A 13,697-nucleotide genomic window follows, 5' to 3' on the forward strand; every position below is an offset into this window, starting at 1 on the left:
AAAATGCTAATTAAAACCTTGGTGTATGGATTAGATCCTACATCAAGGTTTTAATTTGAGTATCGCTACAATAATCCGATAACTAAGAATTTTCTTATATTGCTAAAAAAACTGTATGGCAATTTAAAATATATTCATAAACCATACATTTTGCTTGCTATCATAAAACATTTATTAGTCATCATATCTAAAAAATGATATAATATCATCTGTGATAATGATTATCATTTAAAGGGCAAATTAGAATAAAAATGACATAGATATAGATTGTTTTTGGTACATTTTGTATTAGGAAGAAGGGAAATTATGACTCGATTAGAAGGAGAACAAGTTACGATAGGTTATGGGGATAATGTTATTGTAGATAATTTAGATGTTCATATTCCGACTGGTAAAATCACATCTATTATAGGACCCAATGGTTGTGGAAAGTCTACATTACTAAAAGCATTGTCACGTCTTTTACCGATTAAAGATGGCGAAATTAAATTAGATGGTGAAAATCTGCATACACAATCAACAAAAGAAGTTGCCAAAAAAATTGCGATTTTACCACAATCACCAGAAGTGGCCGATGGACTTACGGTTGGAGAGCTTGTTTCATATGGTCGCTTTCCACATCAAAAAGGATTTGGGAGACTTTCTGCGGAAGATAAAAAGGAAATTGATTGGGCCATGAATGTAACAGGTACTTATGAATTCCGATTACGTTCTATCAACGATTTGAGTGGTGGTCAACGTCAAAGAGTATGGATTGCGATGGCATTGGCTCAAAGAACGGATATTATTTTCTTGGATGAGCCTACAACATATTTAGATATTTCACATCAATTAGAAATTTTAGAATTAATTACCCAATTAAATCAAGAACAAGGTTGTACTATTATTATGGTGTTGCATGATATTAATCAAGCAGTTCGATTCTCAGATCATCTGATTACGATGAAACAAGGAGACATTGTTGCTGCTGGAGGTACAGAAGATGTTTTAACCAAAGAAAACTTAGAAAAAGTATTCAATATAGATGTAGAGATTAGTACAGACCCTAGAACAGGGAAACCTATGCTAGTTACCTATGATTTATGTAGAAAAAGCTATTCAGAAATTTAGGTGTAATCATGGCTACGCAAAAAAAGGGAAAATTAAGCTTCACAACAACATTAATAATTAGTTTGGTTCTATTAGTCATTGCTTTGACGTTATCAATATTGATTGGAGATGCTAAAATTCACATTTCTACAATATTTGATGCGATATTTAATTATGATAATAAGAATCAACAACATAATATTATTAGTGAAATACGTATACCAAGAGATATAGGAGCAATGCTTGTAGGTGTAGCATTAGCGACTTCAGGTGCAGTCATTCAAGGCGTTACTAAAAATGGTTTAGCAGATCCGAGTTTAATCGGATTAAATTCAGGCGCTTCATTTATGTTAGCGCTAACTTTTGCATTTTATCCAACAGCACCATTTATAGTGCTTATGATTGCAGGATTTATCGGAGCAATCATGGGTGGATTTATTGTATTGATGATTGGCAGGTCAAGAAGTGATGGCTTTAATCCGATGAGAATTATACTGGCCGGAGCTGCCGTAAGTGCTTTGCTAACAGCCTTGAGTCAAGGTGTAGCGTTATTGTTTAGATTAAATCAAAGTTTAACGTTTTGGAGCGCTGGTGGAGTTTCTGGTACGACTTGGGGGCAGCTTGTTTGGGCAGCACCATTTATTATTATTGCATTAGTTATCATTATTGCGATGAGTAAACATCTAACTATTTTAAATTTAGGTGAAACTTTAGCAATTGGATTGGGACAAAATGTTGCTTTAACACGTGCAATTGCTTTGATTATATCCATGGTTATGGCAGGTATTGCCGTAGCAATGGTGGGTCAAATAGCATTTGTAGGACTAATGGTTCCACATATTGTACGTTATTTAGTTGGTACAGACTACGCTCGTGTTCTACCATTAACTGCTGTTATTGGCGGGTTATTGCTACTCGTTGCTGATACGGTAGCGCGCATGTTAGGTGAAGCTCCAGTAGGTGCAATCATTTCATTTATTGGCGTACCTTACTTCTTGTATTTGGTTAAACGAGGAGGACGCTTTTCATGATAGACCCAAAATTAAGATATAAACAGTTCATTACCATGATTATTCTTATAATATTGGTGGTATTTGCATGTGCTTGGAGTATGACTTCAGGTGAATATAAGATGTCTATAGGTACTTTTTTTAAAACGCTTATAGGTCAAGGTGAATATACCGACACACTCATACTTATGGAATTTAGATTTCCGAGAATGGTTATTACTATTTTAGCTGGTGCTGCTTTAGCAATGAGCGGAGCTATCATACAAAGTGTAACTAAAAACCCTTTAGCGGAACCTGGTATTTTAGGTATAAATGCAGGTAGTGGGTTTGCTATAGCACTATTTATTGTAGTTGGTCAAGTGAATGCAGATAATTTTGTATATGTATTACCAATTATAAGTATGATCGGTGGTATACTGACTGCGCTAGTTATTTTTTCATTTAGTTATAATAAAGGAGAAGGTATCACACCAGCAAGTATGGTGTTAGTAGGCGTGGGTATGGCTACTGCTTTAAGTGGTGGGTCCTTGACGTTAATGTCAACATTTGACGAAGATCAATCAGAGTTTATTGCTTCATGGCTTGCGGGTAATATTTGGGGCGATGAATGGGCGTTTGTAATTGCCTTTTTACCTTGGGTCATTGTACTGATACCGTTTTTATTATTAAAAGCGAATGTTTTAAATTTATTAAATACGCATCAACATATTGCTCAAGGTGTAGGTGTGAAAATTGGTAGAGAACGAATTGTATTATTGTTAATAGCAGTAGTTCTGTCGTCAGCTGCAGTATCCGTGGCAGGAGCTATTGGTTTTATAGGTTTGTTAGGTCCACATATTGCTAAATCAATTGTTGGTCCGAGACATCAAATGTTTCTACCAATTTCCATATTTATTGGTGCCTTTTTACTTGTGTTGGCAGACACTGTCGGACAAGTGGTATTACAGCCTTCTGGTATGCCAGCTGGTATTGTTGTATCAATCATAGGCGCACCTTATTTTTTATATTTAATGTATAAAACAAAATCAGTTTAAATATGAAAATAGAAATCATTAAATGTTTGTGTGTAATAAATAAGTATGCAATAAAATTTTGTTATAACTAAATAGTCATTTAAGAAAAACTTTACAGATGGGCGGGTTTTAGAATCAATTTTGAAAAAGATTGATTGAGAACCCGCTCTTTTTTTAAATAAACCCTTTGAGTTGTTAGCGTTTACATTTGTGTGTAGGGTATACTATAAGTGAATAGTGAAAACAGGAGGTCCTCAATATGAAAAAGCTCATTAAAGATAAAACACAATTTTTACCAGATATGTTAGATGGTCTTTCGATTTCAAATAAAAATGTCGAAGTAATTGCTGATACGGTGGTTGTACGTAAACATAAAAAAGAAAAAGGCGTAGCGATTGTATCTGGTGGTGGCAGTGGTCATGAGCCAGCACATGCAGGTTACGTAGCGCAAGGTATGTTAGATGCTGCAGTGTGTGGTGAGGTATTTACATCTCCAACGCCAGATAAAATTTTAAGTGCGATTAAAGCTGTGGACAATGGAGATGGTGTACTGCTTGTTGTTAAAAACTATGCAGGTGATGTCATGAATTTTGAAATGGCACAAGAAATGGCAGAAATGGAAGATATCCAAGTAGAAACCGTTGTGGTCAAAGACGATGTTGCTGTTAGTGATGAAGCACAACGTAGAGGCGTTGCTGGAACAGTATTTGTGCATAAAATAGCTGGATATTTAGCAGAAAACGGAGCCTCACTATCGCAAATTAAAGAAAAATTAAATGAATTATTACCAACTATCAAATCAATAGGTATGGCTTTAACGCCACCATTGGTTCCAACAACAGGTCAATATGGCTTTGATATAGATGATGAATCTATGGAGATTGGTATCGGCATACATGGTGAAAAAGGTCTCTCACGCCAAAAAGTTGAAAGTGTAGATTTAGTCGTTGAACGATTGATTGCCGAACTATTGAAAGAGGTAGATGATGAACGACTTATTGTGATGATAAACGGTATGGGAGCTACACCTTTATCTGAACTAAATATTGCAACAAAATACGTGGCACAACAACTCGAAGATAAACAAAAAGATGTGAAATTATGGTTAGTTGGAGACTATATGACTTCATTAGATATGGAAGGTTTATCAATAACATTTTTACCATATACGGAACAAGTTTATGAAGCATTGATTGCACCGACAAGTAGCCCGTACTTTAATGCTTAAATAAAAAATATAGGTTAGGAAGTGAAGCGGAATGAATGTGTCAGAGTTAAAAGATAGATTGCTTAATTTAGTTGATGTCTTTGAAGAGAAAGAATCATTATTAACAGAATTAGATAGAGCAATTGGTGACGGTGATCATGGCGTAAATATGTTAAGAGGGTTTAAAGCTTTACCCGACCAGCTAGATGATAGCTCTGTGTCTGCATTATTAAAATCTACTGGTATGGCTTTAATGTCTAATATTGGTGGTGCTTCTGGTCCACTTTATGGATTTAGTTTTGTGAAAATGTCTCAAGTTGTTGGTGATGAAATTGATAAAGAGAATTTAAAAACAATGCTTAACACATTTTCGGAGGCAGTTGCGCAACGTGGGAAAGTAGAGTTAAATGAAAAGACAATGTATGACGTTATTGAACGTACCAACAAAGCGATAAATAATGGTGAAACTTTATCATTTGAAGATTTACAATCTTTGGCAGAAGCAACTAAGGATATAGAAGCAACGAAAGGTAGAGCAGCCTATTTTAAAGAAGCGTCAAAAGGGCATGTGGACCCGGGTGCACAAAGCAGTGTATATATTTTAAGCGCATTAATAGGAGCTGATTAATATGACACAAATTATTATTGTAAGCCATAGTAAAGAGATAGCAGATGGTACAAAAGCTTTGGTAAATCAAATGGTAGGAGAGAATATTAAGATTACTGCACAAGGTGGTGTGCATGGTGAAATTGGCACATCATACGATGATATCCAAACAATGGTGAATCAAATAGATGACGACGCATTATGTTTTTATGACATAGGTTCTGCTGAAATGAATACAGATTTAGCGATTGAGATGTATGAGGGAGAGCATCGTTTAGAAAAAATAGATGCCCCGATTGTTGAAGGTACTTTTACTGCAGCAGTAAATCTTTCTGTAGGAAAGACTATAGATGAAGTGTTAGATGAGTTGAATACGAAATTTGGCTAATCCAAAGTATAAATCAATGGTCTCTTTCAAGTAGTTATAATGATATATATATATATAGCGTATGTCGTTCTAACTGCTTCAATTAACTTGACAAAAATATTCTTTTTTATATGAATATATAATTAAGATATGGTAAAATGAGACTTAACTGTTAAAGAAATCTGGATATCTAGGAGGACATTGCAATGAAAGAATTGATACAAAAGCATGTCTTAAACGGCGAATTTGAATCAGTATACCGTCTTATGTCCCAGACAGATTTTATGGAATTTGAAGAAGCTTATATCTCAAGCGCTCACGAAGTGGAAAGTATCATGTTTTATACATGTATTTTAGATATGATGAAAACTGAAGAAACAGCAGAAATGCATGACTTAGCTTTTCTACTACTCGTTTATCCATTAAGTGAACTACAAGGTGCTTTAGATTCTGCATATTATCATGCAGAGTCATCCATAAAACTTACTGACGGCAAAGAAGTAAAAAGCTTATTACAGATGTTGTTATTACATGCAGTTCCTGAACCAGTCATTTCTGATAAAAAAGCATTAGAGATTTCTCGTCAAATACTTAAACTAGATCCAACTAATAGCGTTGCGCGTAATGTACTAAAAGAAACAGCAAAACGTTTAGATAATGTTGTCGTTGATTTCAATGAACTTAATCGTTTTAAAAATGCACATTAACTTGAGTAAGTGACAGTTAAATCATAGAATAGTGTTTAATTCTGATGTGAAAACAATTGTATATGAAAATGACTTTTTGAGGCTGAGACAAATTGATTGTCTCAGCCTTTTTCATGAGCATAGTTCAGATATTTATTTTAAATCAGTAAAGTTTCTGCTCCGTTTTCTTTGTTTTATTGTTATAACATTAATGAAAATAAGACTTAAATTTATTTTTTATATTTGTTTGGTACATTAGATGATGAAGCAATGAAAATTTTTTCAAAAAATTTTTCATTATAATTTTTGAATTATTATGAAATTTAGAAATGTATAAATTTGCAAAAAGTTATTGGAATTTATTCATATTTATAGTGTATCTTGGAATTGACGATTTATTTTTAAAAGATAAAATGAATGATTAAAAAGAAATATATTGTTTAACTATTATGTTTAATTTTAATGAATTGTACAAATCTTAATTTTCTCATGTTGCAAATTACAGTCAGTACGTTATAATTACAAAATGTGTTAACTATGAGGAGGTTATTTATCACATGGGGTTGAATAAAGAAGCTATAAAAATTGGTTTCGCTTACGTCGGTATCGTAGTAGGTGCTGGCTTTTCAACAGGACAGGAAGTTATGCAATTCTTCTCGCCATATGGCTTATGGTCATATATTGGTGTTTTACTTTCTGGGCTAATTTTAGGATTTATTGGTAGACAAGTTGCGAAAATTGGTACTGCGTTTGACGCACAAAACCATGAATCAACTTTGGACTACTTATTTGGAAATGCGTTCAGTAAAATCGTAGATTACTTACTAATCTTTTTCTTATTTGGTATTTCAGTTACTATGATTGCTGGAGCAGGATCAACATTTCAAGAAAGTTTCGGTGTACCAACGTGGTTAGGTGCATTGATAATGGTAATTGCAATATATATCACACTATTGATGGACTTTAATAAAATCGTACGAGCTTTAGGTATTGTTACGCCATTCTTAATTATATTAGTAGTTATTATTGCTGCTTACTATCTTTTCAATGGTAGTATTTCATTAGGTAAAGTTAACGAAACTGTACCAAGTGACAGCTTATGGTTAGGTATACTTAAAGGTATTAACTATGGTGGTCTTGCATTTGCGGTAGGATTCAGTACTATTGTCGCTATAGGCGGCGATGCTTCAAGGCGTCGTGTTTCAGGCGCTGGTGCGCTATTTGGTGGTATTATTTATACCGTGTTATTAGCGTTAATTAACTTTGCATTACAGTCTGAATTTCCAAAAATCAAAGATGCAGATATTCCGATGTTAACATTAGCAAATGCAATTAATCCTTGGATAGCACTAGTGTTATCAGTAATTATGTTAGCAGTAATGTATAATACAATTCTTGGTTTAATGTATTCATTTGCAGCGAGATTTACAGAACCGTATAGTAAAAAATATCATATCTTTATCATAGTTATGGTACTTGTGGCTTATGGTTTAAGCTTTGTAGGTTTCGCAGGTTTAATCAACTATTTATATCCAATAATGGGATATGTTGGTCTTATTGTTGTTATTGGAGTACTTATTAAGTATTACAGTAGAAAACGACAAAACAAGAAATTTATTGCTTAACTTTTAAAAGTGAAAAATTGTAAATTGATATATGATATAACTCAGCTTGCTAACGTATGCAAGCTGAGTTTTCTAGTTTATTATCCTTGTAATACTATTGTGAATTTATTTATTATGGTACAATGCTTCCGAAAGGAAAGGTAATCTATGAAGAAAAAACATAAATGGACCCTTATCACAACGTTTATCATAGTCACGGTTGTAGTAGTTATGGCAGTACTTTTAAAACTACAGTATGATAGACAAAACTCGAGTAGAGTAAACGAAAAAGTTCAAATTAATAATAAAAATGTGAATGCTTTTACAAATATCACATATGGAAAAGGGGCACCCAATAGTCGACTTGATATATTAACGCCAAATGAATTAGATCAAGATAACAAACTTCCAGTCATTTTTTGGATGCATGGCGGAGGATTTATTGCGGGAGATAAACAATATAAAAACCCATTATTATCTAAAATTGCTGAACAAGGATATATTGTGGTGAATATTAATTATGCACTTGCACCAGATTTTAAATATCCTACCCAGTTACAACAGATTGATCAAGCGGTAAGTTTTATTAAGAGAAATAAACATGAGTTACCAATTGATTTCAATCAAGTTATTTTTGGCGGTGATTCCGCAGGTGCGCAGTTATCAAGCCAATATACAGCAATACAAACGAATAAATCTTTAAGAGAGGATATGAACTTTAAGCAACAATTTGAAGCAGATCAGCTTAAAGCAGCTATCTTTTTTGGTGGCTTTTATGACATGAAGACAGTTAGAGCGACAGAATTCCCAAGAATTCAGCTCTTTATGGAAAGCTATACTGGAAAACGAGATTGGGAACAACAATTTAAGTATATAAGTGAGATGTCTACCATCAATCAAGTTACAGAAGATTATCCGCCAACATTTTTATCAGTGGGCGATGCCGACCCATTTTATAGTCAGAATATTGAATTCTATAAAAAATTAAAGTCAACAGACGTACCGGTGGATACATTATTTTATGACGGTTCTCATAAATTGAGACATCAGTATCAATTTCATATGGAATTGCCAGAATCACAGCAAAATATGAAAGACGTCTTAAGGTTTTTAAGCAGAAATACAACTTCTTCAGGCGTTGAAACGGAATATCAATCTGAAGAAGCGAATCCAAATGGAGTTGAATTAAACCCATATTAGATATCGATGATGTAACTATGTTTGATTTAAATAACATCAATGTTTTAAGGAAATTAAAAAACACTTTCGTTGAATGCAAATGAGATGTATTCATACGGAAGTGTTTTTTAATAATAATGTATAGACTCGATTTAACTTACTCGTTCTTTTGACTAAACGATTGAAATTGAAATAGAAGGATATACAGAACATATGGAAGTGATAATATAAAGGTGTAAGCAAGCTAGGTTTGGTTGGTATCATATACACTTCAATAATGGTTTAATTGTTAAAATATAGATGAAGACGAAGTTGTCATTTGGATATTTATCCAAAAACGATTAAACTGCAAATAAGGAACTATTTACTAATTTATTACATTAAAATCATTAAATTAGTAATTTTGCCATGATATATTTATTATAATATCGATGATCAATAAACAATTTATCTTTAAGTTCTCCTTCGACTTGATAGTTTGCACTTTTAAATAAATCAACAGCGGTCGTATTTTCGGGAACTACTTCAACTTCAATACGGTGAATGTCATGGTTTAAGCACCAAGCTTCTATGGAATTAATTAATGATTGTCCTAATCCTTTTTCACGATAATGCCTTATAACTCCCATAGAAAAGTGTGCTTCATGTCGTGTACGTTCGAAACTTTCGGTAGTGACAATTGCAAATCCTACGAGTTCGCCATTGTTTTCTGCAATATAAATTGCATTAGAAGGAGAAGTTATATAATGTTCTAAGGTTGCAATAGCATCCGTATTAGAGGGCGCATACTCACCAGGATTGTATATCAAATAATCAGATTCATCATAGATTGTACTTAATAGTTTTATAAAAGGTTCTATATCGTTGATACCAATTTCTCGAATTTGATGAACCATATATGTCCACTCCTCATTTCTAATTTTTAAAACTCAGTTATAGTATAACTTAACATCATTAACATGAATTTACTAGGGAATATTTAAAACAAGAAAAATATATGATAAAGGATGTCGTATAATGAAACCAAATATATTGCTTGCGGGTGTTACAGGTTATATAGGAAAATATCTAATTGAATCCATTAAAGATGAAGGAATCTTATATACATTGTCTAAGTATCCAAAAGAAAAAGAATATCAAGAAATTATTTGGCTAGAAAAAGATATTTATAACTATAATGATGTTTTAACTGCTATGGACGGTATAGATATTGCAATATTTTATTTAGATCCAACCAAGCATTCTGCTAAGCTGACGCATGCAACTGCTAGAGATATCAATTTGATAGCTGCAGATAATTTTGGGAGAGCTGCTGCCAAACAAGGTGTGAGTAAGATAATATATATTAGTGGTAGTCGCTTCGATGTTGAAACGAAGCAGCGTTTATCAGCATACGGTACTGAAGTAGAAGAAACGACGGCAGAAGTCGCTCGCCCTCACGTAGCAGTTGAGTTACAGACTTCAAAATATGATGATGTCAGAAGTGCGTTAAGTATACAACTACCGATGAATTGGACATTAAGCCAAATGGTAACATATTATTTTAAGTGGCTAGATGAAACGAAAGGAACATTGTTGCATACAGCAAAACAAGGGGATAATTTCATTGTGTACATGAAAAACAAACACCTATACTAGTACTGCGCAAAGAGAACACTGAAAAAGACATCATTACGTTGCATCTTGTGAGTGGTAGAATTGTAAAACCTAATTTAAAAAAGCAAGGGAAATTAGAATTTCGCAAATTAAAAGACACACAACAAGTCATCGTTCATTTGTTTGATTATATTCCTAAATTAACTTGGCCTGTTTATTACTTAATGCAATCACCTTTCCAAGATTTAATGATGCGAGGATTTGAAATTGATTGCCGCATTAAACATTACCAAGGTCGAATTAACTCCAGGGAAAATATAAAATATACAAAATAATTGAGGTGAGCTTATGGAAATTTTATTAGTGGAAGATGATATGACTTTATTTAAGGAACTTAGTGAAGAGTTGGAACAGTGGGACTTTAATGTTAATGGTATCGATGATTTTAATCTTGTAATAGAGAAGTTTAAAGCGGTTGATCCGGCAATAGTTATTATGGATGTTAAGCTACCCAAATATGATGGATTTTACTGGACGAGAAAGATTCGCGAAATATCAAACACACCAATTTTATTTTTATCTTCAAGAGATAATCCAATGGATCAGGTAATGAGCATGGAATTAGGCGCAGATGACTATGTTCAAAAACCATTTAATACAAACATTTTAATTGCTAAACTACAAGCGATTTATAGACGCGTTTATCAATTTAGTATAGATGAGAAAAGAGTCATAACTTGGCAACAAGCGACATTGGACCTTACTAAGGATAGTATTAATAAAGACGATCAAGTCATATATTTATCTAAAACAGAAATGATTATTTTAGAGATGTTAGTGAAAAAACAAGATACGATTGTTACTAGAGATACATTAATAACTGCACTTTGGGATGATGAAGCATTTGTCAGCGATAATACATTAACAGTCAATGTGAATCGGTTAAGAAAAAAGCTTGCAGATATTAATATGAAAGATGCAATTGAAACGAAAATCGGTAAGGGATATATGGCTCATGGATAGTATGAAATGGGTATGGTTATTCTTGCGTTCACGTAAAAACTGGATATTTTGGTTGCTTGTTTTACAATTCATCTTTTTAGGTATTGCTTTTTTAGATTATGATTTAAATGTAAATAGTGTTTTATATATAATTATTTTAAATATAGGGTTAAGCTGTATTTTCTTATTATTTACATATTTAAAAGAAGTTAAGTTTTATAAGCACTTAGATGATAATATAGAACCCGAAGCGTTAAAGCATAAATCATTGGCCGATACTCCGTTCCAAGAAGAAATGTTATCATATTTATATCATCAAATTACGACACAAAAAAGTTTAGTGACTAAGCAAAAACAACAAATCAAATCTACGGAAGCTGCGTTAACAGATTTTGTGCATGATATTAAGACGCCTGTCACTGCTTTAAAATTATTAATTGAAAAAGAAAGCGATGATAATAGAAGACGTGCACTCTTATTTGAATGGACACGTATCAATGACATGCTAGATAAACATCTATTTCTGACTCGATTAGAGTCGCAAAATAAAGATATGTATTATGAGAATGTTTACTTAAAACGTTTAGTTATAGACGAAATACAAATCACTAGATATATTAGCCAAGCGAAAGGTATAGATTTTGAACTTGAATTTGATGACAATTATAAAGTATATACAGATACGAAATGGTGTCGCATGATGATAAGACAAATTCTTTCCAATGCTGTTAAATACAGTGAAAACAGCACGATTCATGTAAGCGGCAAACTACTCGAAAACCATGTGACGTTGGAAATTAAGGATGAAGGTAGAGGAATTAGCAAAAAAGATTTGCCGAGAATTTTTGATAAAGGTTTTACTTCAACGGAAAATCGTAATGAAACGACATCTTCTGGAATTGGTTTATATTTGGTGAAAAATGTAAAAGAGAAATTAGGGATAACTGTTCATATCAATTCTGAAGTTAATAATGGAACGAAAGTGCAATTTGTTTTTCCAAACCAAAATGAAATTGTTAGCATGTTATCTGATTATTGATATTGCTCATGTACGTTGTATAAAAAACTCTATAACCATTAAATAAGCGACATTTGACCCATAAATGATGCGATGAACGATAAGAAGGCAATTTCTAATTTTATGGAGAAATTGTCTTTTTTATTATCAATCTATGATGCAATTAAAATAAAACATATCTATATTTAACTTTATTTAGGATGAAATAGAGCGCAGAATGAAATTTTTGATAGTATCTACAAATTCAAAAAATCAACTTTCTTTTGAACTAATTGTATCTAAATCAAGTTTGATATATAGAAAAATAATTGTTGCTTAAAAATAGTAATTATGCAAATATTGCTATTGTGTGTTTTGATATATGAATTTATAGATTTTAAAATCATTTTTGAAAAAGTATAAATTTCGCAGAACAATATACACAAAATTATTAATTTAACGAAAATGTAATGTTAAGAATTTGTAAATTTAATTGTAGGATTGTTAAAATTGTGCTATTTTCAAATAAGGACAAATCAACATTTGTGAGATTTTTTAAACCTAGTAAGCAAAAACTCATTTACATAATTTTAATAAAATTAAAACAGTAATGGGTCTATTGTAAATCTTGCCAATCTTAATTTGTCTAGAAAAGAATGTAATTTTTTAAATTTATTGAAGGTGATTATATTGGTCACTGTAAATGGAGGATTTTTTGAATGTTTAACAAGAAAAAAGATAAGTTCATGGTGAAACTTGAAGAAATGGTTTTCAACTTAGACCGTGCAGCAATTGAATTTGGTAAAATGGATTTTAATACACACTTAGACCTTAAAGCATACTCAGATAATATTAAAACTTACGAATCACATGGTGACGAGCTCATGCATCAAGTGATTTCGGATTTGAACCAAACATTCATTACACCTATTGAACGTGAGGATATCCTCTCTTTATGTAACGCTATTGATGATGTTTTAGATGCAATAGAAGAAACATCAGCAATGTTTGAAATGTACTCTATAGAATATACCGATGAATATATGGCTGAATTTGTTGATAATATCCAAAAAGCTATTGCTGAAATGAAATTAGCAGTAGGCTTACTTGTCGATAAAAAATTATCTCACATGCGCATTCATTCTATTAATATTAAAGAATTTGAAACTAACTGTGATGGTATATTACGTCAGTCAATTAAACATATTTTTAACAGTGAAACTGATCCTATCACGCTTATTAAAATCAAAGAGATTTATGAAAGTTTAGAAGAAATTGCCGATAAATGTCAAGCTGTAGCGAATAACTTTGAAACAATAATAATGAAAAATAGCTAAGGA

13 protein-coding genes and 1 pseudogene are annotated in these 13,697 nt (G+C 32.3%); 13 read left to right on the top strand and 1 reads right to left on the bottom strand.

Annotated features, from left to right (window positions below; genetic code table 11):
• The first annotated feature begins 306 nt into the window (after positions 1 to 306).
• The 9 genes from KA830_RS04850 to KA830_RS04890 all read left to right on the top strand — a co-directional run bounded on the left by KA830_RS04850 (position 307) and on the right by KA830_RS04890 (position 8,783).
• Complete coding sequence (locus KA830_RS04850) at positions 307 to 1,110, top strand: ABC transporter ATP-binding protein (protein WP_046207326.1); 804 nt, start codon at positions 307 to 309, stop codon at positions 1,108 to 1,110.
• Between the two features lie 8 nt (positions 1,111 to 1,118).
• A complete protein-coding gene (locus KA830_RS04855; protein WP_204180170.1) occupies positions 1,119 to 2,120 on the top strand; it encodes a FecCD family ABC transporter permease in 1,002 nt (333 codons plus the stop codon).
• Complete coding sequence (locus KA830_RS04860; protein ID WP_204180171.1) at positions 2,117 to 3,133, top strand: FecCD family ABC transporter permease; 1,017 nt, start codon at positions 2,117 to 2,119, stop codon at positions 3,131 to 3,133. Before KA830_RS04855 ends, KA830_RS04860 begins: the two co-directional genes overlap by 4 nt.
• Positions 3,134 to 3,371: 238 nt before the next feature.
• A complete protein-coding gene (dhaK, locus tag KA830_RS04865) occupies positions 3,372 to 4,340 on the top strand; it encodes a dihydroxyacetone kinase subunit DhaK (RefSeq protein ID WP_107360151.1) in 969 nt (322 codons plus the stop codon).
• Between the two features lie 31 nt (positions 4,341 to 4,371).
• Positions 4,372 to 4,947 carry a dihydroxyacetone kinase subunit DhaL gene (gene dhaL / locus KA830_RS04870; RefSeq protein WP_204180172.1) on the top strand — a complete coding sequence of 192 codons (576 nt, stop codon included), beginning with the start codon at positions 4,372 to 4,374 and terminating at the stop codon, positions 4,945 to 4,947.
• Position 4,948: 1 nt separating this feature from the next.
• Complete coding sequence (gene dhaM, locus KA830_RS04875; protein ID WP_204180173.1) at positions 4,949 to 5,314, top strand: dihydroxyacetone kinase phosphoryl donor subunit DhaM; 366 nt, start codon at positions 4,949 to 4,951, stop codon at positions 5,312 to 5,314.
• A 185-nt stretch (positions 5,315 to 5,499) separates the two neighbouring features.
• A complete protein-coding gene (locus KA830_RS04880; protein ID WP_046207332.1) occupies positions 5,500 to 6,000 on the top strand; it encodes a hypothetical protein in 501 nt (166 codons plus the stop codon).
• Between the two features lie 536 nt (positions 6,001 to 6,536).
• The gene (locus KA830_RS04885) at positions 6,537 to 7,604 is read left to right on the top strand and encodes a YkvI family membrane protein (protein ID WP_064209560.1); all 1,068 of its coding nucleotides are present in this window, start codon (positions 6,537 to 6,539) and stop codon (positions 7,602 to 7,604) included.
• Between the two features lie 147 nt (positions 7,605 to 7,751).
• Positions 7,752 to 8,783, top strand: coding sequence for an alpha/beta hydrolase (locus KA830_RS04890; protein WP_070038992.1), 1,032 nt, complete (start codon positions 7,752 to 7,754; stop codon positions 8,781 to 8,783).
• Positions 8,784 to 9,151: 368 nt separating this feature from the next.
• On the opposite strand, the gene KA830_RS04895 is transcribed toward KA830_RS04890, so the two are convergent.
• Positions 9,152 to 9,658: a GNAT family N-acetyltransferase gene (locus KA830_RS04895; RefSeq protein ID WP_046207335.1), complete on the bottom strand. Its 507-nt coding sequence runs from the start codon at positions 9,656 to 9,658 to the stop codon at positions 9,152 to 9,154.
• Positions 9,659 to 9,779: 121 nt separating this feature from the next.
• Here KA830_RS04895 and KA830_RS04900 point away from each other — a divergent pair.
• The 4 genes and pseudogenes from KA830_RS04900 (at position 9,780) to KA830_RS04915 (ending at position 13,694) form a co-directional block, all read left to right on the top strand.
• Positions 9,780 to 10,693, top strand: a pseudogene (locus tag KA830_RS04900) (NAD-dependent epimerase/dehydratase family protein).
• 13 nt (positions 10,694 to 10,706) lie between these two features.
• Entirely contained in the window at positions 10,707 to 11,381 is a 675-nt protein-coding gene (locus tag KA830_RS04905) for a response regulator transcription factor (protein ID WP_046207337.1), read from the top strand.
• Positions 11,374 to 12,399: a sensor histidine kinase gene (locus tag KA830_RS04910; protein ID WP_204180174.1), complete on the top strand. Its 1,026-nt coding sequence runs from the start codon at positions 11,374 to 11,376 to the stop codon at positions 12,397 to 12,399. The genes KA830_RS04905 and KA830_RS04910 overlap by 8 nt, the downstream gene beginning before the upstream one ends.
• A 677-nt stretch (positions 12,400 to 13,076) precedes the next feature.
• Positions 13,077 to 13,694: a DUF47 domain-containing protein gene (locus tag KA830_RS04915; protein WP_019468170.1), complete on the top strand. Its 618-nt coding sequence runs from the start codon at positions 13,077 to 13,079 to the stop codon at positions 13,692 to 13,694.
• The last annotated feature ends 3 nt before the right edge of the window (positions 13,695 to 13,697 follow it).

Source organism: Staphylococcus sp. GDY8P119P (genome assembly GCF_017892075.1).
GTDB classification, from domain to species: domain Bacteria; phylum Bacillota; class Bacilli; order Staphylococcales; family Staphylococcaceae; genus Staphylococcus; species Staphylococcus ureilyticus.

Excerpts from the sequence above, each read along its gene's own strand:
- KA830_RS04860 (WP_204180171.1), top strand. The coding sequence starts at position 2,117 with ATGATAGACCCAAAATTAAGATATAAACAGTTCATTACCATGATTATT.
- KA830_RS04850 (WP_046207326.1), top strand. The coding sequence starts at position 307 with ATGACTCGATTAGAAGGAGAACAAGTTACGATAGGTTATGGGGATAAT.
- dhaK (WP_107360151.1), top strand. The coding sequence starts at position 3,372 with ATGAAAAAGCTCATTAAAGATAAAACACAATTTTTACCAGATATGTTA.
- dhaL (WP_204180172.1), top strand. The coding sequence starts at position 4,372 with ATGAATGTGTCAGAGTTAAAAGATAGATTGCTTAATTTAGTTGATGTC.
- KA830_RS04910 (WP_204180174.1), top strand. The coding sequence starts at position 11,374 with ATGGATAGTATGAAATGGGTATGGTTATTCTTGCGTTCACGTAAAAAC.
- KA830_RS04880 (WP_046207332.1), top strand. The coding sequence starts at position 5,500 with ATGAAAGAATTGATACAAAAGCATGTCTTAAACGGCGAATTTGAATCA.
- KA830_RS04895 (WP_046207335.1), bottom strand. The coding sequence starts at position 9,658 with ATGGTTCATCAAATTCGAGAAATTGGTATCAACGATATAGAACCTTTT.
- KA830_RS04915 (WP_019468170.1), top strand. The coding sequence starts at position 13,077 with ATGTTTAACAAGAAAAAAGATAAGTTCATGGTGAAACTTGAAGAAATG.
- KA830_RS04890 (WP_070038992.1), top strand. The coding sequence starts at position 7,752 with ATGAAGAAAAAACATAAATGGACCCTTATCACAACGTTTATCATAGTC.
- KA830_RS04905 (WP_046207337.1), top strand. The coding sequence starts at position 10,707 with ATGGAAATTTTATTAGTGGAAGATGATATGACTTTATTTAAGGAACTT.
- KA830_RS04855 (WP_204180170.1), top strand. The coding sequence starts at position 1,119 with ATGGCTACGCAAAAAAAGGGAAAATTAAGCTTCACAACAACATTAATA.
- dhaM (WP_204180173.1), top strand. The coding sequence starts at position 4,949 with ATGACACAAATTATTATTGTAAGCCATAGTAAAGAGATAGCAGATGGT.
- KA830_RS04885 (WP_064209560.1), top strand. The coding sequence starts at position 6,537 with ATGGGGTTGAATAAAGAAGCTATAAAAATTGGTTTCGCTTACGTCGGT.